Source organism: Kitasatospora sp. NPDC127035 (assembly GCF_042726075.1).
Lineage (GTDB): Bacteria > Actinomycetota > Actinomycetes > Streptomycetales > Streptomycetaceae > Kitasatospora.
On sequence record NZ_JBHXDN010000035.1, the window covers coordinates 1 to 25323 of the forward strand.

The following is a 25323-nucleotide window of genomic DNA, read 5'->3' on the forward strand; positions in this document are numbered from 1 at the left end:
ACACCACCCACCACCGCACCCTCACCATCTCCTCCCGCCCCGAACACACCACCACCTGGACCCTCCACGCCACCGGCACCCTCACCACCCCACCACCGGCGAGCGCTCCGGAGGAGGACCTGGCGGCGTGGCCGCCGCCCGGCGCGGAGCCCGTCCCGGTGGAGGGCCTGTACGAGCGCTTCGAGTCGTTCGGCTACGGCTACGGCCCCGCCTTCCGGGGCCTGACCGCCGCCTGGCGACGCGGGGACGAGGTCTGGACCGAGGTGCGGCTGCCCCAGGACCAGCACGGCCAGGCGGCCGCGTTCGGCCTGCACCCGGCCCTGCTGGACGCCGCGCTGCACGGCCTGTGGCTGGTGCCGAAGGACGGCGCCGACCAGCAGGAGGAGCCGGGCACGGCACGGCTGCCGTTCGCCTGGACCGGCGTGCGGCTGTACGCGGCGGGCGCCACCGTGCTGCGGGTGAAGCTCTCCTACGACGCGACCGGCTCGGTGGCGATCACGGTGGCGGACCCGACCGGCCGCCCGGTGGCCTCGGTCGAGTCGCTGGTGATCCGCCCGGTCGAGCTGGCCGCGCTGCGCGCCGCGCGACCGGCCGGCGACTCGCTCTTCCAACTGGACTGGCAGCAGGTCGCCCTGGAGCCGGCCGCCGCGCCGGCCGCGGACTGGGCGGCGGTCGAGCTGGGCGCGGCGCTGCCGCCGGCCGCCGCGGCGCCCGCGGGTGTTCTGGTGCACTGCGCGCCGGCGGGGCAGGACCCGGCGGGCGTCCGCGCCGCGCTGGCCGACACCCTGCGGCTGCTCCAGACCTGGCTGGCGGACGAGGACCGCGCCGAGTCGACCCTGGTCCTGGCCACCCGGGCGGCCGTCGCGGTCGACGAGGCCGAGGGCGTCGCCGACCTCGCGGCGGCGGCGGTGCGCGGACTGGTCCGCTCGGCGCAGTCCGAGCACCCGGACCGGTTCGTGCTGGTGGACACCGACGACCCGGCCGCGCTGCCCGCCCTGCTGCCCGCGCTCGCCGCCGGTCACGAGCCCCAACTGGCCCTGCGCCGGGGCACGGTGCTGGCCGCCCGGCTGACCCGCGTACCGGCGGCCGAACCTGCGGCCTTCACGCCCGCCGAGGGCGGCACCGTCCTGGTGACCGGCGCGGGCGGGGTGCTCGGTTCGCTGGTCGCCCGGCACCTGGTGACCGCGCACGGTGTGCGGCACCTGCTGCTGGCGAGCCGGCGGGGCACGGACGACCCGGCGACGGTGGCGCTGGCGGCCGAACTGGCCGGACTCGGCGCGCGGGCCTCGGTGGCGGCCTGCGACCTCGGCGAGCGCGCCGCGGTGGCCGAGCTGCTCGCGGGCGTCTCGCCCGAGCACCCGCTGACCGCCGTGGTGCACTCGGCCGGCGTGCTGGACGACGGCGTCGTCGAGTCGCTGACCCCGGAGCGGATCGACCCGGTGCTGCGGCCGAAGGTCGACGCGGCGCTCCACCTGCACGAGCTCACCCGCGGGCTGGACCTGTCCGCGTTCGTCCTCTTCTCCTCCGCCTCCGGCACGGTCGGCAGCGCCGGCCAGGGCAGCTACGCGGCGGCCAACGCCTTCCTGGACGCCCTGGCTCAGCAGCGCCGGGCCGCCGGACTGGCCGGGCAGTCGCTCGCCTGGGGCCTGTGGGAGCCCCGCAGCGCCCTGACCGGCCGGCTGGACGAGACGGACCTGCGCCGGCTCGACCGGGGCGGGGTGGCGGCGATCTCCGCCGAGGAGGGCCTGGCGCTGTTCGACACCGCGCTCGGCTCGGCCCGGGCGCTGCTGCTGCCGGTCAAGCTGGACCTCGGGAAGCTGCGGGCGCAGACCGGCGCGGCCGGTGTCCCCGCGCTGTTCCGCGCGCTGGTGCGCGCACTGCCCCGGCGGATCGCCGCCGGGGACGACGCGGCCGAGGCCGGTTCGCTCCGGCGCCGGCTGGCCGTGATGGGCGCCGACGAGCGCCTGACCGCCCTCGTCGAGCTGGTCCGGGCCCGGGTCGCCGAGGTGCTGGGCCACGACGGCCCGCAGGCGGTCGACCCGGACCGGGCGTTCAAGGAGGTCGGCTTCGACTCGCTGATGGCGGTGGAGCTGCGCAACCGGCTGAACGCGGCCAGCGGCCTGCGGCTGCCCGCCACGCTGGTGTTCGACTATCCGAGCCCGGCCGCGGTGGCCGACCACCTGGCCGAGCGGCTGCTGCCCGCCGTCCCGGCGCCGTCCGGGGCCGGTGCCCCGGCCGGCGGGGAGGCCGACGTCCGCCGGCTGCTGGCCGCCGTCCCGCTGGAGCGGCTGCGCTCGGCCGGGCTGCTGGACAGCCTGCTGGCACTCGCCGAGCCGGCGTCCGCCGAGCCCGCCCCGGACGCCGACCCGGCCGACGGGGATCCGGCCGACGGGGATCCCGGACAGCAGGAGGCGATCCGCGCCATGGACGTCGCGGACCTGGTCCGCCTCGCGATGGACGGCGACCGTGCCTGACAGCCCCGCGGCGGCGATCCCGCCGATACCCGTACCACCGGCACCCGTGCCACCGGCACCCGTACCACCGGCCGACCCGCGGCCGACGTCCGAGAGGGAGCAGAAGACCATGCAGACCGACGAGGTGGTCGAGGCCCTGCGCGCCTCCCTGCTCGCCAACGAACGGCTGCGCGAGGAGAACCGGCGGCTGACCGACCGGGCCGGCGAGCCGGTCGCGATCGTCGCGATGGCCTGCCGCTACCCCGGCGGGGTGCGCGGGCCGGAGGACCTGTGGGAGCTGCTGCTCGCCGAGCGCGACGCGGTCTCCGGCTTCCCCACCGACCGCGGCTGGGACATCGAGGGGCTCTTCGACGCCGACCCCGACACCCCCGGCACCTTCTACACCCGCGAGGGGGGCTTCCTGCACGACGCGACCGCGTTCGACCCCGGCTTCTTCGGGATCAGCCCGCGCGAGGCGCTGGCCATGGACCCGCAGCAGCGCCTGCTCCTGGAGACCTCCTGGGAGGCGGTCGAGCGGGCCGGCATCGACCCGCACACCCTGCGCGGCAGCGCCACCGGCGTCTACGCGGGGGTGATGTACAACGAGTACGCGGCCCGGCTGCGCAGCGTCCCGGCCGAGCTGGAGGGCTTCCTGGGCACCGGCAGCGTGCCGAGCATCGCCTCCGGCCGGATCGCGTACACGCTGGGCCTGGAGGGCCCGGCGGTGACCCTGGACACCGCCTGCTCGTCCTCGCTGGTGGCGATCCACCTGGCCTGCCAGGCGCTGCGGGCCGGTGAGATCGGCCTGGCGCTGGCGGGCGGGGTGACCGTGATGTCCACGCCGGGCCTGTACGTCGGCTTCAGCCGCCAGCGGGGCCTGGCCCCGGACGGCCGGTGCAAGCCCTTCGCGGACGCGGCGGACGGTGCCGGCTTCGGCGAGGGCGTGGGGCTGGTGCTGTTGGAGCGGCTCTCCGACGCCCGGCGGCTCGGCCATCCGGTGCTGGCCGTGGTGCGCGGCTCGGCGGTCAACCAGGACGGTGCCAGCAACGGCATCGCCGCGCCCAACGGCCCCTCCCAGCAGCGGGTGATCCGGGCGGCGCTGGCGGACGCGGGCCTGACGGCGGCCGAGGTGGACGCGGTCGAGGCGCACGGCACCGGCACCCGGCTCGGCGACCCGATCGAGGCCCAGGCACTGCTCGCCACCTACGGGCAGGACCGCCCGGCGGACCGACCGCTGCTGCTGGGCTCGCTGAAGTCCAACATCAGCCACACCCAGGCCGCGGCGGGCGTCGGCGGGGTGATCAAGACGGTGCTGGCGATGACCCACGGCCGGCTGCCGCGCAGCCTGCACCTGGACCGCCCCTCGGCCCAGGTGGAGTGGAGCGACGGCGCGGTCGAGCTGCTGGCCCAGGCACGGGACTGGCCCCGGACCGGCCGGCCGCGCCGCGCGGGGATCTCCTCCTTCGGGGCGAGCGGCACCAACGCGCACGTGATCCTGGAGGCCGCGCCGCCGGAGCCCGCCACCGGACCGGTCGCGCCGTCCGGGCGGCCGGCGGGCTGGCCGCTGTCGGCGCGGACCCCGGAGGCGCTGCGGGCCCAGGCGGCCCGGCTGTTCGAGCACCTGTCCGCCGCGCCGCCGGTCGACCCGCACGCGGTCGGGCGGGCGCTGGCGCTCGGGCGCAGCCGGTTCGCCGAGCGGGCGGTGCTGGTCGGCGAGGGGAGCGAGGACCTCCTCGGCGCGCTGGCGGCGCTGGCCGAGGACCGGGCCGACCCCCGGGTGGTCCGCGGCAGCGCGTCGCAGGGGGCGTCCAGGCCGGTCTTCGTCTTCCCGGGCCTGGGCAGTCAGTGGCCGGGCATGGCGGCCGAGCTGCTCGACAGTTCGCCGGTGTTCGCCGAGCGGATGGCCGACTGCGAGAAGGCGCTGAGCGCGTACGTGGACTTCTCGCCGAGCGAACTGCTGCGCGCCGGCGACCCGTTGGACCGGGTGGAGGTCGCGCAGCCGGTGCTGTTCTCGGTGCTGGTCTCGCTGGCCGCGCTCTGGCTGGCGCACGGGGTGCGCCCGGCCGCGGTGGTCGGGCACAGCCAGGGCGAGGTGGCGGCGGCCTGTGTGGCGGGCCTGCTGTCGCTGGAGGACGCGGCCAGGGTGGTCGCGCTGCGCAGCCGGGCCCTGGCCGGTGTCAGCGGCGGCAGCGCGATGGCCACCGTGCTGCTGGCGCCGCAGGAGCTGGCCGGGCGGCTGGCCACCCGGCCGACGGTGGAGGTCGCGGCGGTCAACGGCCCCCGGGTGGTGGTGGTCGCCGGGGACGGCGAGCAGGTGGCCGCCCTGCTGGCGGAGCTGGCCGAGGACGGCGTGCCGTGCTGGCGGCTGCCCGCGGAGTACGCGGCGCACTCGGCGGCCGTGGACGGCCTGCGCGAGGGTCTGCACTCGGCGCTGGCCGGGATCACCCCGCTGGCGGGCGGTGTGCCGATGATCTCCACCGTGGAGGTGGGCCGGGTCGCCGCGCACGCGCTGACGCCCGACTACTGGTTCCGCAACCTGCGCGGGACCGTGCACTTCCACCGGGCCGTCCGGCAGTTGCTGGCCGAGGGGCACCGGAGCTTCCTGGAGATCAGCCCGCACCCGACCCTCACCTTCGGCATCGAGGCCACCGCCGCGGAGGCCGAGGCCGAGGCCAGCGGCGGCGCCGGTGTCGGTGTCGGTGTCGGTGTCGGTGTCGGGCAGACCGTGGTGCTCGGCACGCTGCACCGCGAGGACGGCGGGCAGCGACGACTGCTGCACGCCCTCGGCGAGGCGCACGTCCGGGGGCTCCCGGTGGACTGGCGGCCGGTGGTCGCCGACGCCCCCGCCGGCCCGCACGCACTGCCCACCTACCCGTTCCAGCGGCAGCGGTACTGGCTGGACGCGCCGGCGGCCGACGGGGACCCGGTCTCGGCCGGGCAGAGCCCGCTCGGGCACCCGCTGCTGACCTCCCTGGTCGAACTGCCGCACAGCGGAGGGCTGGTCTGCACCGGCCGGCTCTCCCTGGCCACCCACCCCTGGCTGGCCGACCACGCGGTCGCGGGCACCGTCCTGCTGCCCGGTGTCGCCCACCTCGAACTGGCGGCCACGGTCGGCGCCCGGCTGGGCAGCCCGCGCGTGCTGGAGCTGACGCTCGCCGCGCCGCTGGTCCTCGGGCCCGACGCCGCGGTCCAGCTGCGGCTGACCGTCGGAGACGCGGACGGACAGGGCGAGCGCGCCGTCGAACTGCACTCCCGCGAGGAGGGCGGCGAGCCGGACGAGCCGTGGTCCCTGCACGCGAGCGGTCTGCTCGGCCCGGCCGACGGCGACAGCCACGGCGACCGCGACGGCGACGGCGACCGCCCGGCGGAACCGTCCGGCGCCGCGAGCGGGAGCTGGCCGCCGGCCGGCGCGGTGCCGGTCGACCCGGCCGACTGCTACGCGGGCTTCCGGGCCCGCGGGATCGACTACGGGCCCGCGTTCCGCGGCCTGCGGGCGGTCTGGCGGCGCGGCGACGAGGTGTTCGCCGAGGTCGCGCTGCCCGAACAGGTCGCCCCGGAGACGGGCTTCACCCTCCACCCGGCGCTGCTGGACGCCGCCCTGCAGAGCGTCGGCGTGCGCCCCCGGGGCACCGCCGGGGGCGACTCCGGCCCCGGGAACGGGAACGGGAACGGGACGGCCGGTGTCCCGCTGCCGTTCAGCTGGCAGCGGGTCACCCTCCGCCCCAGCGAGGACCAGGTGCTCCGGGTGCGGATGCGCCCGGACGGCACGGACAGCGTCGGCCTGCGGATCACCGACCGCCACGACCGGCCGGTGGCCGAGGTCGGCTCGCTGGTCATGCGCGCCGCCGCCCTCGGCCCGCTGCGCCCGTCCGCCCGGTCGATGTTCCGGCTCGACTGGACCAGGCTGCCCGCCCCGGCCGCCGCCGCGCCGGGCTGGGCCGCGCTGCGACCGGACGGGGACCTGCTGCCGCCCGGTGCCCCGTCCGGCGACGCGCCCCGGCTGCTGCTGCTCCCCTGCCCCGCGCCGGACGCGGCCGCCGACCCCGCCGCCCATGCCCTCGACGCGACGGCGGCCGTACTCGCCGCTCTCCAGGAGCACCTGGCCGCCCCGAAGGCCGACGCGCCGGTGGTCGTGGTGACCCGCGGCGCGGTGGACCTCGGCGACGAGCCGGTGGACGTGGCCGGCGCGGCGGTCTGGGGGCTGCTGCGCGCCGCCCAGCTGGAGCACCCGGGCTGGTTCGTCCTGCTGGACACCGACGGTCCGGAGGGCACCGCCCTGGCACTCCCGGCGCTCGCCCTGCCCGACGGCGAGCCGCAACTCGCCGTCCGCGACGGCGTGCTGTACGCGGCCCGGCTCGCCAGGCCCGCCGAACCCGCGGGCGAACCCGCGAGCACGGAGAACACGGGCGCGGAGCCCAGGAGCACCGAATCCGCGAGCACCGAACCGGAGGAGTCCGCGCCCACCGCAGCGGTCGCACCCGCCGCCGCGTTCGACCCGGACGGCACCGTGCTGATCACCGGCGCCGGCGGCACCCTGGCCGGTCTGCTGGCCCGCCACCTGACCGCCGAACACGGCGTGCGGCACCTCCTGCTGCTCGGCCGACGCGGTCCGGACGGCCCCGGCGCCGCCGAACTGACCGCCGAGCTCACCGCGGCGGGGGCGCAGGTCACCCTCACCGCCTGCGACGTGACGGACCGCCGGGACCTCGCGCGGGCCCTGGCCGCGATCCCCACGGCGCACCCGCTGCGCGCCGTGGTCCACACCGCCGCCGTCCTGGACGACGGCGTGCTGGAGTCACTGACCGCCGAACGGCTGGCCACCGTGCTGGCCCCGAAGCTCGGCGGTGCCTGGCTGCTGCACGAGCTGACCGCCGAGGCCGACCTGACCGCCTTCGTGGCCTTCAGCTCCGCCGCTGGCGTCTTCGGCAGCCCGGGCCAGGCGTCCTACGCCGCGGCCAACGCGGGCCTGGACGCCCTGATGGCGCTGCGCCGTCGCGAGCACCGGCCGGCGCTGTCGCTGGCCTGGGGCCTGTGGGAGCAGCGCAGCGCCCTGACCGGCCCGCTGGCCGAGGCCGATCTGCGCAGGATCACCCGCAGCGGCGCCTCGGCGCTGTCCAGTGCCGAGGGGCTGGCGCTGTTCGACGCCGCGCTCGGGACGGACGCCACCACCCTGGTGCCGATCCGCCTCGACCTCACCGCGCCGGCCGACGCCCCCGTCCCCCATCTGCTGCGCGCGCTGGTGCGCCGGTCGCCCCGTGCCCCGGGCCGTCACCCCGGCGGGACCGCGCGGGGCGCCGCCGACGCGGGAGCGGAGCTGCGGCTGCGACTGGCCGGCGCCGACGCGGCGGACCGGGCCGCGCTGCTGGCGGAGCTGGTGCGCCGGCAGGCCGCCGAGGTGCTGGGCCACGCCGACGCGGAGGGCGTGGTGATGGACACCGCCTTCCTGGCGCAGGGCTTCGACTCGCTCACCGCGGTCGAGCTGCGCAACCGGCTGGCCGGCGCGACCGGCCTGCCGCTGCGGCCCACCCTGGTCTTCGACACCGGCACCCCGACCCGGCTGGCCGACCGGCTGCTCACCGACCTGGCCTCGGCGCTCGCGCCGTCCGACCCCGCCACCGGACCCGCCGCCGACCGGGCCGGGCACCCGAGCGGCCCGGCGGGCGCGGGCGGCGCCGAACCGGTCGGCACGCTGTTCCGACAGGCCTGCGAGCTGGGCCGGATCGACACCGGCATCCGGCTCCTCGGGCTGGCGTCCGCGCTGCGCCCGTCCTGCGCCACCGGCCCGGAGCTCCTGGCGGCGGCCGACCGGCCGGTGCTGCTCGACCTGGTCGAGCCGCCGCGGGAGGACACCGCGCGGGCGCAGCTGGTCTGCTTCGGTTCGATCGTGGCGCTCGGCGGCGCCCACCAGTACGCCCGCTTCGGCACGCACTTCCGCGGCCACCACGGCGTCAGCGCGCTGGACGCGCCGGGCTTCACCCCGGGGGAGCCGCTGCCCGAGGAGTTCTCCGCCCTGATCGACTTCCAGGCCCGGACCGTGCGCGAGGGCGCGGGGGGCCGGCCGCTGGTCCTGGTCGGCTCCTCCTCCGGCGGCACCCTGGCGCACGCGGCGGCGGTCCGGCTGGAGCAGCTCGGCACCCCGGCGGCGGCCGTGGTGCTGCTGGACACCTACCTGTCCGGCGACCGGGCGATGACCCAGTTCAACGACGTCCTGATCAGCGGCATGTTCGCACGCGAGGACCGGGCCGCGCCGCTGGACGACACCCGGCTGACCGCGATGGGCCGCTACTTCCAGCTCCTGGAGGGCTGGCGGCCGCCGGCGATCGACGCGCCGGTCCTGCTGGTGCGGGCCTCCAGCCCGCTGGCCGAGCCGGCCCCCGGCAGCACCGTCGACTGGCGATCCTCCTGGCCCGGCGCGCACACCGTCGCCGACGTCCCGGGGGACCACTGGTCGCTGATGGAGGAACACGTGGAGACCACCGCGAACACCGTGCGGGAGTGGCTGAGCGCCGTCCTGCGCGGGACCGGGCACGACGATGGGGAGGACTCATGAACGACACCGCACCGCCGCCGCCGGCCGGGCTGGTGATCCTGGGGGCCGGTGTGATGGGCACCGGCATCAGCACGCTGGCGCTGGGCCACGGCGTCCCCGTGACGCTGGTCGACACCGATCCGCGGCAGTTGGTCCGCGCCGAGGAGGGCATCGCCCGGGGCCTGCGGCTGGCCGAACTGATGGGCCGGCTGCCGTCCGGTGTCGAGGCCGGCGAGCTGCGCACGACCGACTCGCTCCCGGCGCTGGCCGGGGCGCGGGCGGTGATCGAGGCCGTCACGGAGAACGCCGGGCTGAAGGCCGTGCTGCTCAAGGAGGTGTCCGCGGCCGTGCTCCCCGGCACGCCGCTGATCTCGAACACCTCGTCGATCCCGATCGACGAGCTGGCCGACGCCGTCGCCCGTCCGGCCGAGCTGCTCGGCACCCACTTCATGAACCCGCCCAGCCTGATCCGGACGGTCGAGGTGGTGCGCGGCCCCCGCACCGGGGAGGCCGTGATGGCCGCGGTCCGCGAGCTGCTGGGCGCACTCGGCCGGCAAAGCGTGGTGGTGAACGACTCCCCGGGCTTCGTCACCAGCCGGGTCCTGCACCCGATGATCAACACCGCGGCCCGGGTGGTGCAGGCGGGCACCGCGAGCGTGGAGGCGGTCGACGAGCTGATGCAGGGCTGCCTGGGCCACCCCACCGGACCGCTGCGCACGGCGGACCTGATCGGCATCGACAACCTGGTCGACTCGCTCCAGGTGCTCTGGGAGCGCACCGGGGACGACAGCTGCCGGCCCTGCGACCTGCTCTTGGAGAAGGTCCGCGAGGGAAAGCTCGGCCGCAAGAGCGGCTCGGGCTTCTACACCTACGAGAAGGAGAACTGATGAGCACCGTCGGCAGCGAGCGGACCGTCGAGGACACCGAGGCCGTCCAGCAGGAGATCCTGAACTTCCTGGAGAGCCGCACCCGCACCACCTGGGAGCCCGACACCGACCTCTTCAAGGACGGCGGTCAGTCCTCGCTCTTCGCGATGGAGCTGGTGGTGCACCTGGAGAAGTCGTTCGACGTCAGCATCCGCGGCGCCGACCTGCGGCTGGACAACTTCCGCACGGTCACGGTGATGACCGCCCTGGTCACCCGTCTGCGGCAGGCCGCCGGGAGCCAGGATGGCTGACGACCTCGCCCGGGCGCTGGCCCGGATCGAATCGGCGGTCGGCGACCGGGCCGAGGGCTGGGACCTGGCCGGGCTGATCCCGCAGCCGCTGCTGCGGGAACTCGGCGCGGAGGGACTGCTCTGCGCCCAGCTGCCCCAGCGCTTCGGCGGACTCGGCATGAGCAGCCTGCAGAACGGCGAACTGACTGCCGGAACCGGCGCGTTGTGCAGCTCACTGCGCAGCGTGCAGACCTCCCAGGGGATGGCCGGCTGGACCATCGCGCGGTTCGGGCTGCCGGACCAGGAGCGCGCCTGGCTGCCCGGGCTGACCTCCGGGCAGCTGGCGGCGGTCGCGTTCAGCGAGCCCGGCGCGGGCAGCGACCTGTCCGCGATGTCCACCACCGTCCGGGCGGGCGGCGGCCGTCTCGTGCTGGACGGACGGAAGAAGTGGATCACCGCCGCCCGCTACGCCGACCTGCTGGTGGTCTTCGGCCGCTACGAGGACGGTGCGGCGGCCGTCGTGGTGCCCACCGACACCCCGGGGGTCCGGATCCGTCCGATCGCCGACCCGCTGGGCTGCCGGGCCGCCGGTCACTGCGACATCGAGCTGGACGGCGTCCGGGTGCCGGCCGGGAACCTGCTGGGCGGCGCAGCCCTGCCGCTGCCGCTGCTGGTGACCACCGCGCTCTCCTACGGGCGGATGTCGGTGGCCTGGGGCTGCGTCGGCATCCTGCGGGCCTGCCTGCGGGCCGCCGCCGGGCACGCCGCCCGGCGGGAGCAGTTCGGCCGCCCGATCGGGGAGCACCAGCTGGTGGCCGGCCACCTGGCGGACCTGCTGGTGGCCGAGCGGACCGCCACCCGGATCTGCGAGCACGCCTCGCGCTGCTGGGACTCCGGCTCGGCCGAGCAGGTGGTCGCCACCGTCCTGGCCAAGCAGGTGAGCGCCGAACAGGCCGCCCGGGCCGCCGCGACGGCGGTGCAGGTGCTGGCCTCGGCCGGTGCGAGCGACGGCACGGTGGTGGCGCGCGCCTACCGGGACGCCAAGCTGATGGAGATCATCGAGGGCAGCAGCGAACTGTGCCGCCTGCTGCTGGCCGAACACGTGCTGGCCTCGTACGGGAGGGAGGAGCGGTGACCGAAGTGACCGAGGCGACCGAGGTGACAGAGGCGACCGAAGCTACCGGGGCGACCGTCAAGTGCCTGGTCTGGGACCTGGACGACACGCTCTGGCAGGGCACCCTGTCGGAGGGCGACGACGTGAGGGTGCCGGAGGAGCTCCGCAAGGTCGTCGTCGAGCTGGACGCCCGCGGCATCCTGCAGTCGGTGGCCAGCAAGAACGACCACGAGCCGGCCTGGGCCCGGCTGGAACAGCTCGGCCTGGCCGAGTACTTCGTCCTGCCGCAGATCGGCTGGGGCACCAAGTCGGCGTCGGTGCGGGCGATCGCCGACCGGCTGAACTTCGCGCCGGGGACCGTCGCGTTCGTCGACGACCGGCCGGCCGAGCGGGCCGAGGTGGCCTTCCACCTGCCCGAGGTGCGCTGCTACCCGGCCGAGCGGGCCGCCGACCTGCTCGACCTGCCGGAGTTCACTCCCGCGCACCGCACCGCCGACTCCCGCCGGCGGCGCGAGATGTACCAGGCGGGCTTCCGGCGGGACGCCGAGCGGGCCGCGTCCACCGCACCCGACACGGAGTTCCTGCGCTCGCTGGAGCTGGTGATGCGGATCGACCGGGCCGGCGCCGAGGACATCGCCCGGCTGGAGGAACTGACGCTGCGGACCAGCCAGATGAACGCCACCGGCGTGCACTACTCGGACCGGCGGCTGCGCGAGCTGCGCTCCGATCCCGGGCACGAGGTGCTGGTGGCGAGCATGGCCGACCGCTTCGGGCCGCACGGCGCGGTCGGCGTGCTCCTGGTCGAGCGTCGGGCCGGGAGCTGGCACCTCAAGCTGCTGGCCACCTCCTGCCGGGTGGTCAGCTACGGCGCGGGGACGACCATCCTCGACTGGCTGATCGACCAGGCGTCCCGGGCCGGGGTCCACCTGACCGCCGACTTCCGGGCCACCGACCGGAACCGGATGATGGAGATCGCCTACCGATTCGCCGGCTTCGAGGAGTCGGACTGCGGCTGCACGGCGGCGGCCGACCGGGACTCCGCGGCGGCGGACGTCCAGTTCCTGCATCTGGTGCCCGGCCCCCGGGCCGGTTCACCGACGGTGGAGCTGGTCGCCGCCGACCTGGCGGCCACCGGCTGACGGCGCGGCCCGCCGCGGGCGGCCCCCCGTGGTTCGGGGTGGCCGCCCGCAGGGCGCCGCCCGGGCCGTCGCGCTACGGGCGCTTGCGGACCAGCGTGATGCCGTCGGCCATCGCCAGCAGCGAGATCTCCACCCGTTCGTCGGTGTGCAGCGCCGTGTTCAGCTCCCTGACGCCCAGGGTGTCCGCGTCCCGGTGGGACGGGTCCGCCACCCGGCCGAAAAAGAGCGTGTTGTCCACCACCAGCAGCCCGCCCGGCCGCAGAAGGGCGAGGGAATCCTCGTAGTAGCGGGGGTAGTTGACCTTGTCGGCGTCGATGAAGACGAGGTCGAAGGACTCCGGTCCACGCTCCGCCGTCAGCTTGGCCAGGGTCTCCACCGCGTCCCCGATCCGCAGCTCGATCCGGTCCGCGACCCCGGCGCGCTCCCAGTAGCCGGCACCGATCGCGGGCCAGCGCTCGGTGATGTCACAGGTCACCAGCGTTCCGCCGGGTGGCAGGGCGCGGGCCATGCAGAGGGTGCTGTAGCCGGTGAAGGTACCGATCTCCAGGACCGACCGCGCGCCGGTCAACCCGACGAGCAGGGCGAGTAGTTGTCCCTCCTCGGCCATCACCTGCATCGCCTCGCCGGCCGGCAGGCCGGCCGTCTCGGCGCGCAGCTCGGCGAGCAGCGGATCGTCCCTCAGCGAGACCTGACGGATGTAGTCGAGCAGCTCGTCGGTGGCTGCCACCTGCTGGGCCATGGGACTCCTCAGTGGAATGGGTCGGAAAGTCGAAGGGTCGGAGGACCTGATGCGTCAAGTACGTCAACGCGGGCCGCGGCCCGCCGTCGGGCCGTCACGACCTGACCGGCCGCGGATCCGGCCGGCCCGGGCCGGCCGGCCTGCTCACGACGTGCCGGTGGGGCCTGACCGGCCCGCCGCACTTCGCCTGCGTCCACCGCTCGGGCGGGTCCTCCGCGAGCGCCCGCTCCCGGGCGTAGGCCCTCAGCAGGTGGTCCAGGTGATACCGGCCGCCGCCGCAGGCCCGCACCAGGTGTGCGTCGGCCAGTGCTTCCAGAACGGCTTCGGCCGCCGAGGGCGCGCAGTCGAGCAGCGCCGCCAGCGCGGTGGCGTCCACGTCCTCCGCACCCACCGCGCCGAGCAGCCGCAGCACCGCCGCCGGATCGGGCAGCTCGGGCGGCAGCTGCGCGTCCTCGCCCAGCGCGCGGTAGCCGACCTCCAGGCCGGCCCGCACCCCGAGGTCGCCGATCCTCAGCTCGTCCAGCAGCCGGGGCGCTCCCGCCAGCCGCCGGGCCAGCGTGTCGAGGTCCCAGTGCGGCCGTCCCAGGTAGCGGGCCCCGACGATGCGCACCGCCAGCGGCAGGCCCGAGCAGTACCGCACCACCGCCCGGGCGGCGCGCGGCTCCGCCTCCGGCTGCCGGCGACCGACGATCGAGCCGAGCAGGTCCAGCGAAGCCGCCTCGTCCAACGCGGAGAGGGTGACGATGTGGGCGCCGTCCAGGTCGGCCAGCCGGTCGCGGCTGGTGACGAGCGTCCGGCTGTCCGGACAGCCGGGGACCAGCGGGCGCACCTGCGCGGCGCTCCGCGCGTCCTCCAGCACCACCAGCACCCGGCGGTCGGCCGTGATCGAGCGGTAGAGCAGGGCGGCTTGCTCCTCGGTGGCCGGCACCTCCGCCTCGGGCACGCCGAGGTCCACCAGGAACCGGCCGAGCACCTCGATCGGCTCCACCGGGTGGTCCCGCCCGCCCAGGTCGGCGTAGAGCTGGCCGTTCCCGAAGCGCTCCCGCACGGCGTGGGCCACGTGCAGGGCCAGCGCGCTCTTGCCGACCCCGCCGGCGCCGGTGACCACGGTGACCGTGGCGGCGCCGCCCGGCAGGGCGTCGGCGGTGAGCCGCCGCGCCAGGTCCGCGTGCTCGCCGTCCCGGCCGACCAACACGTCTATCCGGGCCGGCAGTTGGGCGGGCCGGGGGCGGCGCCCGATCCACGGCGGCGGGCCGTCGGCCGTGGAGCCGCCGCCCTCGCCGCCCAGCAGGTCGTCCGCGGCCAGGATCCGGCGCTGCATCTCGCGCAGCTCGCTGCCCGGCTCCGCCCCGAGCTGGTCGATCAGCGCGGCCCGGGTCAGCTGGAACTGGCTCAGCGCCTCCGACTGCCGGCCGGCCCGGAACAGCGCGAGCATCAACCGGCTGACCAGCGCCTCGCGCAGCGGGCTCTCCTGGACCTCGCGCCACAGCTCGGGCAGGATCTCGTTGTGCCGGCGCAGCGCGAGGTCGGCGTCCAGGCGCGACTCCAGGGTCTGCAGGCGCAGTTCCTGCAGGTAGCGGCCCTCCACGTCCCGCAGGCCGCGCGAGGGGATGTCCACCAGCGGGTCGCCGCGCCACAGCGCCAGCGCCGCCGCGTACTCGACCGAGGCGCGTTCCAGCTCGCCCGCCCGCACGTGCGCGGCGGCCCGGCTGCGGTGCGCGGTGAAGCGGCCGAGGTCGGTCTCGTCCTCGGCCAGGTCGATCAGGTACCCCGGCGCCTGCGTCCGGATCCGCCGCCCGGCGACCGCCCCCAGTACCTGACGGAGCCTCATCACGTAGGTGCGCACGGTCGCGGACGCGCTCGGGGGCGGTCCGCCGTCCCAGACCGCCGCCGCGATCCGGTCCACCGACACCACGTGGTTGGCGTTGATCAGCAGGAGCGCGAGTACCACCCGCTGGCGCGGTGCCGACACCGCACACTCACGCCCGTCCACCTGGACGGAAAGCGGTCCGAGCATCCTGAACTGCACGAGTGGCCTCGTTTCCTGGCACAGGGAAATAGCCCCGCCCGAAGCGGCGACCGGACTCCCCCGACGGTCGCGCTCAGTATCAACGGGATGACTCAAGTGAATGTATGGGGGCGCCCTATCGTCCACAACCGCTTCTCGGGATGGCCGGCCGCAGATCACGGAAACGAGCCAATTCTGACTGATCGTGAGGAGACGGGTTTGCGGTGATCCACCGTCAGCCATGCATGACAAGTCGGCACTCGATCACGACCGGCCCTCCTGAGCTGGCTTGACATCCGTTCATCACACCCGCTGCTCGCTCCTCGCGGCACGCCGCCTCGCCGCGTCCGCGCCGCCACTCCCACCGGAAGGACCCCCCGGCATGACACTCCCCGAGACCCTCGACAGCCTCTGGTGCCGGCGCTTCGAGCCGGCACCGGCCGGCGCCCACCGACTGGTCTGCTTCCCCCACGCCGGGGGATCCGCGGCGTTCTTCCGTCCCCTCGCCACCGCGCTGAGCCTGCGGGCCGAGGTCGTCGCGGTGCAGTACCCCGGGCGCCAGGACCGTCGCACGGAGCCGGTCATCGACGACATAGGACGCCTCGCCGAGGAGATCGCGGCGGCCCTCGACCCGTGGAGCGACGCCCCGTTGACCCTGTTCGGCCACAGCATGGGGGCCCTGGTCGCGTTCGAGGTCGCGCTGCGCCTGGAACGGGCCGGCCGCCCGCCCGCCCGGCTCCTCGTCAGCGGCCGCTCCGCCCCGACCGCGCCGGCCGGGGTGCCGATCGATCCCACCGACGAGGAACTCGTCGCCGACATCAAGAGGTTGAACGGCACGGATGCCTGGATGCTGGCGGATCCGGAGCTGCTGGAGATGATCCTGCCCGCCGTCCGCGGCGACTACCGCGCGGTCGCCGGCTACCGGGGCAGTCCGGACGCCGTCCTCTCCGCGCCGATCAGCGCGCTGCTCGGCGACAACGACCCCCGCGCCGCGGTCGACGAGGTCCGCCGCTGGTCCGCCCACACCTCGGGCGAGTTCGACCTCACCCTCTTCCCCGGCGGCCACTTCTACCTGGTCGACCGGGCCGCCGAGGTCATCGACCTGCTCAGCACCCGCCTGGGATAGGACGCGCCCGGGATCGGCGCGCACCGTCCGAGGCCCGCAACGCGTTGTCCGCGAGCCCGGCCGGCGCGGCCGGCAGCGGCCAGGCGGGCACCGCCCGAGGTGCACCGCCCGAGGTGCACCGCCCGTGGCGGCGCCGGGGTCAGCCGGTCGCGCTGCCCGGCGCCGGCACGGGCCGCGCGTCGAGGCCGTGCTCGGCGGCGTACCGGACGGTCTCCGACAGGTACGAGTGCTCGCTCTCGCACCACTGCCGCGCCTCGGCCGGGGTGGTGAAGCGCGGCGGCTCGTACCAGGGGCCCGCGGCGGTGAGCGGCGGGCGCCGGCGCTGCGGGGTGAGCAGGCGGGCCGCCGCCTCTGCGTGGTGCAGGTACCAGGAGCGGAGGCGTTCCCGGGCGGCGGCGCGGTCGGCGGGGCCGGTTTCGGCGGTGGCGCGTTCGGCGGCGTAGCAGCGCAGCAGGTCGTGGAGGCGGTAGCGGTCCGGGCCGGCGGGGTTGAGCAGGTGGGCGGCGGCGAGGTGTTCGAGTACCGGTCTGGTCGCGGCGGTGGCCGAGCCGGAGAGTGCGGCGGCGGCGGCCGTGCTGACGCAGTTGCCGGGGGCCAGGCCGAGGAGTCGGAAGAGCCGCTGGGCGGTGGGTTGCAGGGCGCGGTAGGAGAGGTCGAAGGCGACCCGGACGGCGGAGGTGGCGTCGCCGTCGATCTGGAGCGCGGTGAAGCGGTCCTCCGCGTCGCGCAGTTCGGCGGCGTGTTCCACCAGGGTGCGGTGGGGTCGTTCCGCGAGGCGGCCCGCGGCGATGCCGAGGGCGAGCGGCAGGTGGCCGCAGGCGGCGGCGAGTTCGGCGGCGGCGCGGGGTTCGGCGCGGGTGCGGTCGGCGCCGGCGATCCGGGCGAGCAGTTCGACGGCGTCGGGCTGGGGCAGGACGTCGAGCACCAGCCGCCGGGCGCCGTCGCAGGCGGTGAGCCCGGCCAGCCCGTCCCGACCGGTCACCAGGGCCAGCGAGCCCGCCGAGCCGGGCAGCAGCGGGCGGACCTGTTCGGCGTTGCGGGCGTTGTCGAGCAGCACCAGGACCCTGCGGTCGGCGAGCAGCGACCGGTACAGGGCGGCGCTCTCGTCGACGGTGCCGGGTATCCGCTCGCGATCGGTGCCGAGGGCCCGCAGGAAGCGGGCCAGCGCCTCGCCCGGAGCCAGCGGCGAGCCGAAGGCGAACCCGCGCAGGTTGACGTGGAGCTGACCGTCGGGAAAGCGCTCGCGGACCTGGTGGGCCCAGTGCACGGCGAGGGCGGTCTTGCCCGTCCCGGCACCGCCGGTCACCACGCCGATGCCGGCGGCGCCGACCGAGCCGGCCGATCCGGCCGGGTCGGCGAGGCCGTCCAGGGCGCCGAGTTCCGCCCTCCGCCCGACGAAGGTGGCCAGCGCGGGCGGCAGTTGGGCGGGCCTGGGCACCTGCTGCCGGGTGCGGGGCGGGCGGGCGGCCGGGGCGGGCCCGTCCTTCAGCAACTCCTGGTGCAGGAGCTGGAGTTCCGGCCCGGGGTCGAGGCCCAGTTCGTCAGCCAGCTGTCGCGCGAACCGGCGGTAGGCGGCGAGTCCGTCGGCCTGCCGGCCCGCCCGGTGCAGGGCCCGGACGAGCTGCGTCACGAGGCGGTCCCGGAGCGGGTGTTCGGCGACCAGCGCGGTCAGCTCCGGGACGGTCTGCCGGTGCCGGCCGAGTTCGGCCTCCAGGTCCAGGCAGTTCTCCCAGGCGGTGAGCCGCAGTTCGTTCAGTGCCACCGAGCCGGCGGCCACCAGGCTGCCGGACAGCCCGTCCAGCACCGGGCCGCGCCACAGGCCGAGCGCCGATCGGAACTCCTCGACGGCTGCCGCGGGTTCGCCGTGCTCGGCCAGTCGGCGCGCCACCGACACCCGGTGGGCGAAGGTCAGGGCGTCCACCTGGTGGCCGTTCGGTGCGATCCGGTAGCCGGGGCCGTCGGTGAGCAGCACCGGCGGCCCGTCCTGGGCGGCGGCGAGCTTGCGCCGCAGCAGCCCGGCGAGGTTCCGTACCTGGCGGTGGGCCGTGGCCGGCGGTTCGTCGCCCCAGACCGCGTCGACCAGGCGGGCCACCGGGACGACGGCCCCGGCGTTCAGCAGCAGGGTGCCGAGCATCCGCTCCTGCTTGGCCCCTTCCGTCCGGGCTCGCCTACCGTCGTCGGTCCACACCTCCAGTGGCCCCAGAATCCTGAACTCCATGCGTCCCTCCCGTGGATGGCCGACGTCGAGCCGACCCGGATACCTTCGAAGCTCGTGACCACTCAATGACGGACTCGTGTCAACTTTGTGCATCCGGTTGGGAGTCTTCTCTCACCGGCCCCGCTGGGGCCGGCTCCCCCACACTCAAGGAGCAGCTGGATGAAGCGCATGAAGCAGGCCGCAGCCCTGGCCGTCGCACTCGGCCTGGCCCTCGTCCCCCTCTCGGCAAGCACCGCGCAGGCCGCCGGGCCGGCCACCCACAAGGGAATGACCTGGAAGGTGCTCGCGTCGGGCCCTGACGGGACCGTCCAGGTCGGCGGCCCGGCGCACTCGACGCCGAGCGACCCGTACAACGGCGACACCCTCCCGTCCGTCTCGCTGCCGGTCCTCTGCATCACCGTGGACGGCAGCCCGGCGCCGGACGGCATCAGCATCGGCTTCTACAACGGTTGGTCCGGCGGCACCGTCGCGCTCAGCCAGCCGGTGAAGGGTTCGCGGCTGAACAGCCAGGCCGCCGCGAACAGCGTCTGCCAGGCGGCCTTCGGCACCGGCTGGCGCCAGGCCGAGTTCCACGACGGCCGCTACGGCCCGAACCTGGACTACGTCGGCGGGTGGAGCTTCTGGGCGTACGGCAACATCGCCCCCAACGCCCGCTTCTGGACCGCCATCAACGACCAGCAGGCCAACCCCTGGAACTGACGGCGGCGCGGTGGTGACGGCCGGGCGGGGCGGCGAGTAGTCCGCCCGGCCGAACCGCCTCCTCCTCCGGTTCCGGACCGGAGCCCTCGGGGCACGGCGCGAGGGCTCCGGTACGAGCGGCCCGGTCACCCTCGGACGGCCGGGCCGTCCGGCGTTCGGGGTCCTCGGCGTTGCGGGAGGCGGGGCGGGGGTCTCGTCGGTCGGCGGGTACTCCGGGGTGAGGGGCGCGTGGCATGGGGCAGGAACTCCTCTGCCGGGAGGGCGTCATGGGTGCGGGGCGGACCCCCCTTCAGGGGCGGCACCGGGACAGACCTTCCCATCCGGCGGCGACCGGTGACATCCCAGGTTTGCGGGAGGCGCGACGACCTCCTCCCTGTGGTAGGGAGACGGCCTGTTGCGGACCGCTCCACAGCATTTCCCCAGGCCGGCGACCTGGGGCCTTCGTGCTGTCCGGGCTCGCACCGGGTTCCGGGTCGGGGCGGGTCGGGTCGGGGCGGTGGCGAGACGAGGACGGGAGCGGGGCGGTCGGGCGGGGGCGTCAGGCCGGGGGGCGGCCGAGTCCGGCGGTGTACGGGGCAGCGAGAAGTGCGACGAGTTCGCGGCGGCTGCGCACGCCGGTCTTGGTGAAGGCCGACTTCAGGTGGTCCTGGACGGTGGCCGGGCTCAGGAAGAGCCGGTGGGCTATGTCCCTGGTGCTCAGGCCCCGTACCGCCTGGAGGACCACCTCCTGCTCGCGGGGGGAGAACCGGTGTGCCAGCAGGGACAGCGGGATGACGTCGACCGGGCTCGCGGGCTGGGCGACCAGGGCGACGCTGCCCCGCGGGCACTGGTCGAGCAGCGAGGCGCGGACGGTGAGCCACTGGCCGCTGGGGCGGCGCAGCCGGGTCCAGGCGTGGGCGCCCGCGTTCGCGGAGGTCGCGTGGGTGCGAGCCCGCTCGGCGAGGTAGACCAGTGCCGTCGGTACTCCGGCGGGGCGGTACTGCGACTCGGCGAGCTCCTCGAACAGTTGCCGGGCCCCGGAGTCCGCGGAGGCGAGCTGACCGGTGGGGCCGATGACGGCGACCCCGAGCCAGTACGGTCCGTCCAGCGGGTCCGCTCGGACGTCCTGCCCGTCGGGGGTGCCTGCGGTGGGCAGTGCGTAGTCGCGCAGGGTGGCGGCCACGGCCCGGGCGGCCCGTTCGGCCAGTCTCTGCTCGCTCGCGCCGAAGGGTGCCGATCCGGCCTCGCGCATCAGTGCGGCGGCTCCCCACCGCCCGCCGCCGACATCGAAGTTCATCCGCAGCTCGTCGCCCAGTCCGTTCTCGGCGAGCAGCTCCCGGTAGCGCACGCTGCGTTCGGGACGGCCCCCGGTGGCCCGGTGGACGGTCTCCACGACGCGGCCGGCGGCCCGGATGTCGGCGAACCGGGTGGTGTCGTCGGACCACATCTCCAACCAGATGGCGTGCTCGAAGGCGGTCGGCTGCAGGCCGTCGGCAACGGTGGAGGTCAGGAAGCCGGTGACCGGATCGGCCCCGTGCAGGCAGCCCGCCTCGGACCCGAGGGTGGGTCCGAGGACGGTGAGGAGCTGCCGGAAGAACTGCTCCAACGGAAGCTTCGCCGCCGCCAGATCGTCGATCTCTCCCATCATGCGGCGTTCCCTGGCACGGAATGATGTCATCTCCTCACCATAGGGCCGAGGTTGGCGGGCCCCCGGCGAACATGGGATGTTGCCGGTCATCACCGACCGGGAAGGTCCGCCCTGACGGTGACCGGCGAACAGGTTGTTTGATGGATCATCATTTCTGAGCTGCGGAAAGGAAGTTGATGAATACCAGGTAGCCCGGCATCCGGGCGCCGGGTGACGTCGGAACGAACGGCCGCCTCCGGCCGGGAACGGCCGCCCGTTCCGGCGTCAGGGCCGCTTGCGGACCAGGGTGATGCCGTCGGCGACGGTCAGCAGGGAGATGTCCACCCGTTCGTCGGCGTACAGAGCGGCGTTCAGTTCGCGGACGCCCGCGGTGTCCGGGTCCTGTGCGGCCGGGTCCGCGACCCGGCCGAAGAACAGCGTGTTGTCCACCACCAGCAGGCCGCCGGGCCGCAACAGGGCGAACGATCCCTCGTAGTAGCGGGGGTAGTTGGCCTTGTCCGCGTCGATGAAGACGAGGTCGAAGGACTCCGGTCCGCGCTCCGCCGTCAGCTTGGCCAGGGTCTCCACCGCGTCGCCGATCCGCAGCTCGATCCGGTCGGCGACCTCGGCCTGCTCCCAGTACCCGGCCCCGATGGCGGGCCAGCGCTCGGTGAGGTCGCAGGTCACCAGCTCCCCGCCGGGCGGCAGGGCGCGGGCCATGCAGAGGGTGCTGTACCCGGTGAACGTGCCGATCTCCAGGATCGACCGGGCCCCGGTGAGCGCGACCAGCAGCGCCAGCAGCTGCCCCTCCTCGGCCATCACCTGCATGGCCTCGCCGGCCGGTAGGGCGGCGGTCTCGGCCCGAAGTCCCGCCAGCAGCTCGTCGTCCCTGAGTGACGTCCCCCTGATGTAGTCGAGCAGTTCCTGCGTGGGTGTCACCTGTTGGGCCATGGGACTCCTTGTCGGGTGCGCGTCCGGGTCCGGACGCCGGTCGGCGGGGTGCGGCGGGCTCGGCGGGCCCGGCGGGGTGCGGAGCGGGAAGGACGGGCGGGGGCTATGCCCCGCGGAGACTCGGCGACGTCCGCCCGAGCACCGAGCGGAGCCGGTGGCCGACCGGGTCGAGTCCGGCGGTGGCGGCCAGTTCCAGCGCGGACCTCAGATTGGCCTGCTCGGCGCGCCACCAGTCCTCGGCGTCGGGGTGGCAGTCGGGGGCGGGCGCCCAGGGGACGAAGGACGGTCCGAAGGACGGGCCGCGGACCGGGCCCGCCTCGTCGTGGCCGGCGGCCGGGTCGAGCTGCTCCTCGGCCATCCGCAGGTAGCAGGCGAGCAGCCGGCGCAGTGTCTCGGCGCGGCGCTCGGGCGGGTCCTCCGCCTCGGCCCGCTCCCTCGCGTAGGCGCGCAGCAGATCGTCGAGATGGTAGCGGCCGAAGCCGCGGGCGTGCAGCAGGTGGGCGTCGGCGAGGGTCTCCAGGACGGCTTCCGCCGTGTCGACCTGGCAGTCCAGCAGGACGGCCGCGATGCGGGCGTCGGTGTGCTCGGCCCCGACGGCGCCCAGCATCCGGAAGGCGGCGGCGGGGTCGGGTAAGGACGGCAGCCGCGGGGCGTCCCGCTGCAGGGTCCGGTAGTCGCGTTCCAGGCCGATCCGGACGCCGAGGTCGCCGACCCGCAGTTCGTCCAGCAGGCGGGCGGAGCGGGCCAGCCGGGCGGCGAGCCGGCCGAGGTCCCAGTGCGGGCGGCCCAGGTAGCGGGCGCCGACGATGCGGACGGCGAGCGGGAGGCCCGCACACCGCCGGACGACGGAACGGGCGGCCTGCGGCTCGGCCTCGACGCGCCGATGGCCGACGATCGAGCCGAGGAGTTCCAGGGAGGCGGGTTCGTCCAGGGGTTCGAGGAGGATGGTGTGGGCTCCGTCCAGGTCGGCGAGCCGGTCGCGGCTGGTGACGATCACCCGGCCGGCCCGGCCACCGGGGAGCAGCGGCCGGACCTGCGCCGCACCGCGTGCGTCGTCGAGGACCACCAGGACCCGGCGGTCGGCGGTGAGCGAGCGGTACAGCAGGGCGGCCTGGTCCGGGTCGGCGGGGATCGCCTCGGCGGCGACCCCGAGGTCGGTCAGGAAGCGGGCGAGCACCTCGCCGGGCTCGGCGGGATTCTCGGTGCCGCCGAGGTCGGCGTAGAGCTGCCCGTGGCCGAACTGGTCCCGGACACCGTGCGCGACGCGGAGCGCGAGCACGCTCTTGCCGATACCGCCGCTGCCGGTGACCACGGTGACCGCGGCGGTCGGCAACTCGGCCAGCAGCCGGTTGGCGAGTTCGCGTTCCTCCGTGCTCCGGCCGACCAGTTCGGGCGGGCCGGCCGGCAGTTGGGCGGGGCGGGGCCGGCGCGGCTCGCCGGGGTACGGGCCGGGGCGCTGCGGCTCCGGCCCGGCGGTGTCGGCCTTCGGGGCCTCGGTACCCGCGGAGTCGTCGGCGGCCAGGATGCGCCGTTGCATCTCCCGTAGTTCCGGGCCGGGTTCGGCGCCGAGCTGGTCGATCAGCGCGGTGCGGGTCAGCTGGAACAGGGCGAGCGCCTCGGACTGTCGGCCGGCCCGGAACAACGCCAGCATCAGTCTGCTGACGAGGGCTTCGCGCAGCGGGCTCTCCTGGACCTCGCGCCACAGCTCGGGCATGATCTCGGCGTGCCGGCCGAGCGCGAGGTCGACGTCCAGCCGTGATTCCACGGTCTGCAGGCGTAGTTCGTGCAGGTAGCGGCCCTCGACCTCGCGCAGCGTGCGGGAGGGGATGTCGACCAGTGGTTCCCCGCGCCACAGCTCCAGGGCGGCGGAGTACTCCGCCGAGGCCGGTTCCAGCTCGCCGGCCCGGATGTGGGCGGCGGCCCGCGCGCGGTGGGCGGTGAAGCGTCCGAGGTCGGTCTCGTCCTCGTCCAGCTCGATCCGGTAGCCGGGGGCGCTGGTGAGGATCCGTCTGCCGGCCTGACCGCCGAGGACCTGGCGGAGCCTCATCACGTACGTGCGGACGGTGGCCGCGGCGCTCGGCGGCCGGCCGCCGTCCCAGACCGCCGCGGCGATCCGGTCCACCGACACCACGCGGTTGGCGTTGATCAGGAGCAGGGCGAGCACCACCCTCTGCCGGGGCGCGGGCACCTCACGCTCCCCTCCGTCCACCCGGACGGACAGCGGGCCGAGCATACCGAACTGCACAGACGGCCTCGATTCATGGCGGCAGAACAGGGCGACGGGATCAGGCCTGCCGAGCAGGCGACGCACAGCCTTCCTCTTCGCTCGTCGTCCTACGGGTCGATCCGCAGGATCCGACGGGCGGCGCGCGGGCGGCGGGTCCGAACCGCTCTGCAGCGGGGCGAGTTCGTCGAAGTCGACGAGCCGGGTCTCCCCCAGGGCTCCCGTGTGGTCGGGCGCCTTGCTGTCGGCCGTGGCGGCCGGATCCCGGACCGTGGAGTTCCCGGCGCCGGGGCGCGTCTGGGCGACGACCACGAACACCTGCCCGTGGGCACTGTGCAGGGTGTCCGCGAAGATCTCGTCGAACTCCCCGATCCGTGCCGGGTCCCTTGCTTGAGCCACTCCTGCTGCTGCGTCGACGGCCCGGTGGGGACGTCCGGCTTCAGGGTCCGGACGGCCGCCGACACCGCCACATCCGGGTCGGTGCGGCCCTCGACCAGGTGCTGGCCGGCCGCCGTGACTTCGGAGGTGGTGCCGTTCGCGAGAGCCGTCCGGCCTGTCGGAAGTTCCCAGGGTGCGCGACCGGCTCCGGACGATCTGCGCGTCGGTGCGGAACGGGCGGGCTGCCGGGAGTGTGACACCACCCCCCGGCCGGGCGAGCAGCGCCTTCCCCTCGATGCCGCCGGCAACCTCTGCTCCGGGCAGGCCGGGCGGGGGCACCCCCGGTAACGCGTACAGCGCCACCACCTGGACCGTGATCGGCTTGCGACGCCGCACCCGGTCACCGTGCGGGCCCTGACCGGGCCATGGCCGTCCCGTTGTACCGCCGTCGCCGGTCGGACCTTCGTGGCCCTTCACGCCGTTTCGGCCTGCCGCGCCGTCGCGGCCGCCGAGCCGGCGGCGCGCGGGTTCCCGGCGGCCGGCGCCCCCCGGCGAAGCGACATCACGCACCGCACCCCCTTCCGGTAACGCCGCGACTCCCGCTACCAGAACCGCTCGGAACCTCGCGCCCCGGGCGGCCCGGGCGGAGCGCGACCCGACGCGCCGCGACCCGGTGGCCGCCGTTCCGCCCGCGCGCCATTCGGACACCAGTAATTCGTGCAGAGTCGACACCGGCGACCTGCCGACGGAGCATGCTTCCCACATCATGGAACCCCCCTCCACTCTCGAAAACCACCGGCCCCAACAGGCCCGGCACGTTCTAGAGATGCGCCCCCCGCGCTTTCATCCCGCTGCGTTATCAAATCGTTACTCTCTGCACGACGCGAACACCCTGCAAACATCGACGAAAGCACGCACCAAAGGGTCGCCCGCATACGCACCATTCATCCGCGCAGGAGCCCGGGGAGATGAACGCATGATGC

14 protein-coding genes are annotated in these 25323 nt (G+C 75.4%); 8 read left to right on the forward strand and 6 right to left on the reverse strand.

The genetic code is table 11. The annotated features are described in order from the left end of the window. The 6 genes from ACFWIC_RS23325 to ACFWIC_RS23350 form a co-directional block, all read left to right on the forward strand. The coding region (locus ACFWIC_RS23325; protein ID WP_380519912.1) for a type I polyketide synthase at positions 1 to 2474 on the forward strand (2474 nt) is incomplete at its 5' end. A 109-nt stretch (positions 2475 to 2583) separates the two neighbouring features. After that, positions 2584 to 9003: a type I polyketide synthase gene (locus tag ACFWIC_RS23330; RefSeq protein ID WP_380519913.1), complete on the forward strand. Its 6420-nt coding sequence runs from the start codon at positions 2584 to 2586 to the stop codon at positions 9001 to 9003. Then, positions 9000 to 9869 carry a 3-hydroxyacyl-CoA dehydrogenase family protein gene (locus ACFWIC_RS23335; protein ID WP_355405958.1) on the forward strand — a complete coding sequence of 290 codons (870 nt, stop codon included), beginning with the start codon at positions 9000 to 9002 and terminating at the stop codon, positions 9867 to 9869. Before ACFWIC_RS23330 ends, ACFWIC_RS23335 begins: the two co-directional genes overlap by 4 nt. Beyond that, positions 9869 to 10159 carry an acyl carrier protein gene (locus ACFWIC_RS23340; protein WP_355405959.1) on the forward strand — a complete coding sequence of 97 codons (291 nt, stop codon included), beginning with the start codon at positions 9869 to 9871 and terminating at the stop codon, positions 10157 to 10159. The genes ACFWIC_RS23335 and ACFWIC_RS23340 overlap by 1 nt, the downstream gene beginning before the upstream one ends. After that, the gene (locus tag ACFWIC_RS23345; protein WP_380519914.1) at positions 10152 to 11273 is read left to right on the forward strand and encodes an acyl-CoA dehydrogenase family protein; all 1122 of its coding nucleotides are present in this window, start codon (positions 10152 to 10154) and stop codon (positions 11271 to 11273) included. Before ACFWIC_RS23340 ends, ACFWIC_RS23345 begins: the two co-directional genes overlap by 8 nt. Continuing rightward, positions 11270 to 12391, forward strand: a complete 1122-nt coding sequence (locus ACFWIC_RS23350) for an HAD-IIIC family phosphatase (RefSeq protein ID WP_380519915.1) — start codon at positions 11270 to 11272, stop codon at positions 12389 to 12391. Before ACFWIC_RS23345 ends, ACFWIC_RS23350 begins: the two co-directional genes overlap by 4 nt. 73 nt (positions 12392 to 12464) lie before the next feature. Here the strand turns inward: ACFWIC_RS23350 and ACFWIC_RS23355 are convergent, their stop codons facing one another. Both ACFWIC_RS23355 and ACFWIC_RS23360 read right to left on the reverse strand, forming a co-directional pair. Next, positions 12465 to 13130 (reverse strand): O-methyltransferase, encoded by a 666-nt coding sequence (locus tag ACFWIC_RS23355; RefSeq protein ID WP_380360018.1) that lies wholly within the window; start codon positions 13128 to 13130, stop codon positions 12465 to 12467. A gap of 94 nt (positions 13131 to 13224) precedes the next feature. Further along, complete coding sequence (locus ACFWIC_RS23360; RefSeq protein WP_380519916.1) at positions 13225 to 15159, reverse strand: BTAD domain-containing putative transcriptional regulator; 1935 nt, start codon at positions 15157 to 15159, stop codon at positions 13225 to 13227. Between the two features lie 361 nt (positions 15160 to 15520). On the opposite strand from ACFWIC_RS23360, the gene ACFWIC_RS23365 reads away from it, so the two are divergent. Beyond that, positions 15521 to 16264: a thioesterase II family protein gene (locus tag ACFWIC_RS23365; protein WP_380519917.1), complete on the forward strand. Its 744-nt coding sequence runs from the start codon at positions 15521 to 15523 to the stop codon at positions 16262 to 16264. Positions 16265 to 16403: 139 nt separating this feature from the next. On the opposite strand, the gene ACFWIC_RS23370 is transcribed toward ACFWIC_RS23365, so the two are convergent. Further along, positions 16404 to 18482 (reverse strand): BTAD domain-containing putative transcriptional regulator, encoded by a 2079-nt coding sequence (locus tag ACFWIC_RS23370; protein WP_380519918.1) that lies wholly within the window; start codon positions 18480 to 18482, stop codon positions 16404 to 16406. A 159-nt stretch (positions 18483 to 18641) separates the two neighbouring features. Between ACFWIC_RS23370 and ACFWIC_RS23375 the strand changes: the two genes are divergently transcribed. Then, entirely contained in the window at positions 18642 to 19181 is a 540-nt protein-coding gene (locus tag ACFWIC_RS23375) for a hypothetical protein (protein ID WP_329875229.1), read from the forward strand. Between the two features lie 538 nt (positions 19182 to 19719). Here ACFWIC_RS23375 and ACFWIC_RS23380 read toward each other — a convergent pair. The 3 genes from ACFWIC_RS23380 to ACFWIC_RS23390 all read right to left on the reverse strand — a co-directional run bounded on the left by ACFWIC_RS23380 (position 19720) and on the right by ACFWIC_RS23390 (position 24361). Beyond that, positions 19720 to 20838: a LuxR C-terminal-related transcriptional regulator gene (locus ACFWIC_RS23380; protein ID WP_380519919.1), complete on the reverse strand. Its 1119-nt coding sequence runs from the start codon at positions 20836 to 20838 to the stop codon at positions 19720 to 19722. 234 nt (positions 20839 to 21072) lie between these two features. Next, the gene (locus tag ACFWIC_RS23385; RefSeq protein WP_380519920.1) at positions 21073 to 21738 is read right to left on the reverse strand and encodes an O-methyltransferase; all 666 of its coding nucleotides are present in this window, start codon (positions 21736 to 21738) and stop codon (positions 21073 to 21075) included. 103 nt (positions 21739 to 21841) lie between these two features. After that, positions 21842 to 24361: a BTAD domain-containing putative transcriptional regulator gene (locus tag ACFWIC_RS23390; RefSeq protein ID WP_380519921.1), complete on the reverse strand. Its 2520-nt coding sequence runs from the start codon at positions 24359 to 24361 to the stop codon at positions 21842 to 21844. Positions 24362 to 25323: the final 962 nt, after the last annotated feature.

What these genes read in the sequence shown, in the direction of transcription:
- ACFWIC_RS23330 (WP_380519913.1), top strand. Translation starts at nt 2,584, where the DNA reads ATGCAGACCGACGAGGTGGTCGAGGCCCTGCGCGCCTCCCTGCTCGCC.
- ACFWIC_RS23335 (WP_355405958.1), top strand. Translation starts at nt 9,000, where the DNA reads ATGAACGACACCGCACCGCCGCCGCCGGCCGGGCTGGTGATCCTGGGG.
- ACFWIC_RS23340 (WP_355405959.1), top strand. Translation starts at nt 9,869, where the DNA reads ATGAGCACCGTCGGCAGCGAGCGGACCGTCGAGGACACCGAGGCCGTC.
- ACFWIC_RS23345 (WP_380519914.1), top strand. Translation starts at nt 10,152, where the DNA reads ATGGCTGACGACCTCGCCCGGGCGCTGGCCCGGATCGAATCGGCGGTC.
- ACFWIC_RS23355 (WP_380360018.1), bottom strand. Translation starts at nt 13,130, where the DNA reads ATGGCCCAGCAGGTGGCAGCCACCGACGAGCTGCTCGACTACATCCGT.
- ACFWIC_RS23365 (WP_380519917.1), top strand. Translation starts at nt 15,521, where the DNA reads ATGACACTCCCCGAGACCCTCGACAGCCTCTGGTGCCGGCGCTTCGAG.
- ACFWIC_RS23370 (WP_380519918.1), bottom strand. Translation starts at nt 18,482, where the DNA reads ATGGAGTTCAGGATTCTGGGGCCACTGGAGGTGTGGACCGACGACGGT.
- ACFWIC_RS23375 (WP_329875229.1), top strand. Translation starts at nt 18,642, where the DNA reads ATGAAGCGCATGAAGCAGGCCGCAGCCCTGGCCGTCGCACTCGGCCTG.
- ACFWIC_RS23380 (WP_380519919.1), bottom strand. Translation starts at nt 20,838, where the DNA reads ATGACATCATTCCGTGCCAGGGAACGCCGCATGATGGGAGAGATCGAC.
- ACFWIC_RS23385 (WP_380519920.1), bottom strand. Translation starts at nt 21,738, where the DNA reads ATGGCCCAACAGGTGACACCCACGCAGGAACTGCTCGACTACATCAGG.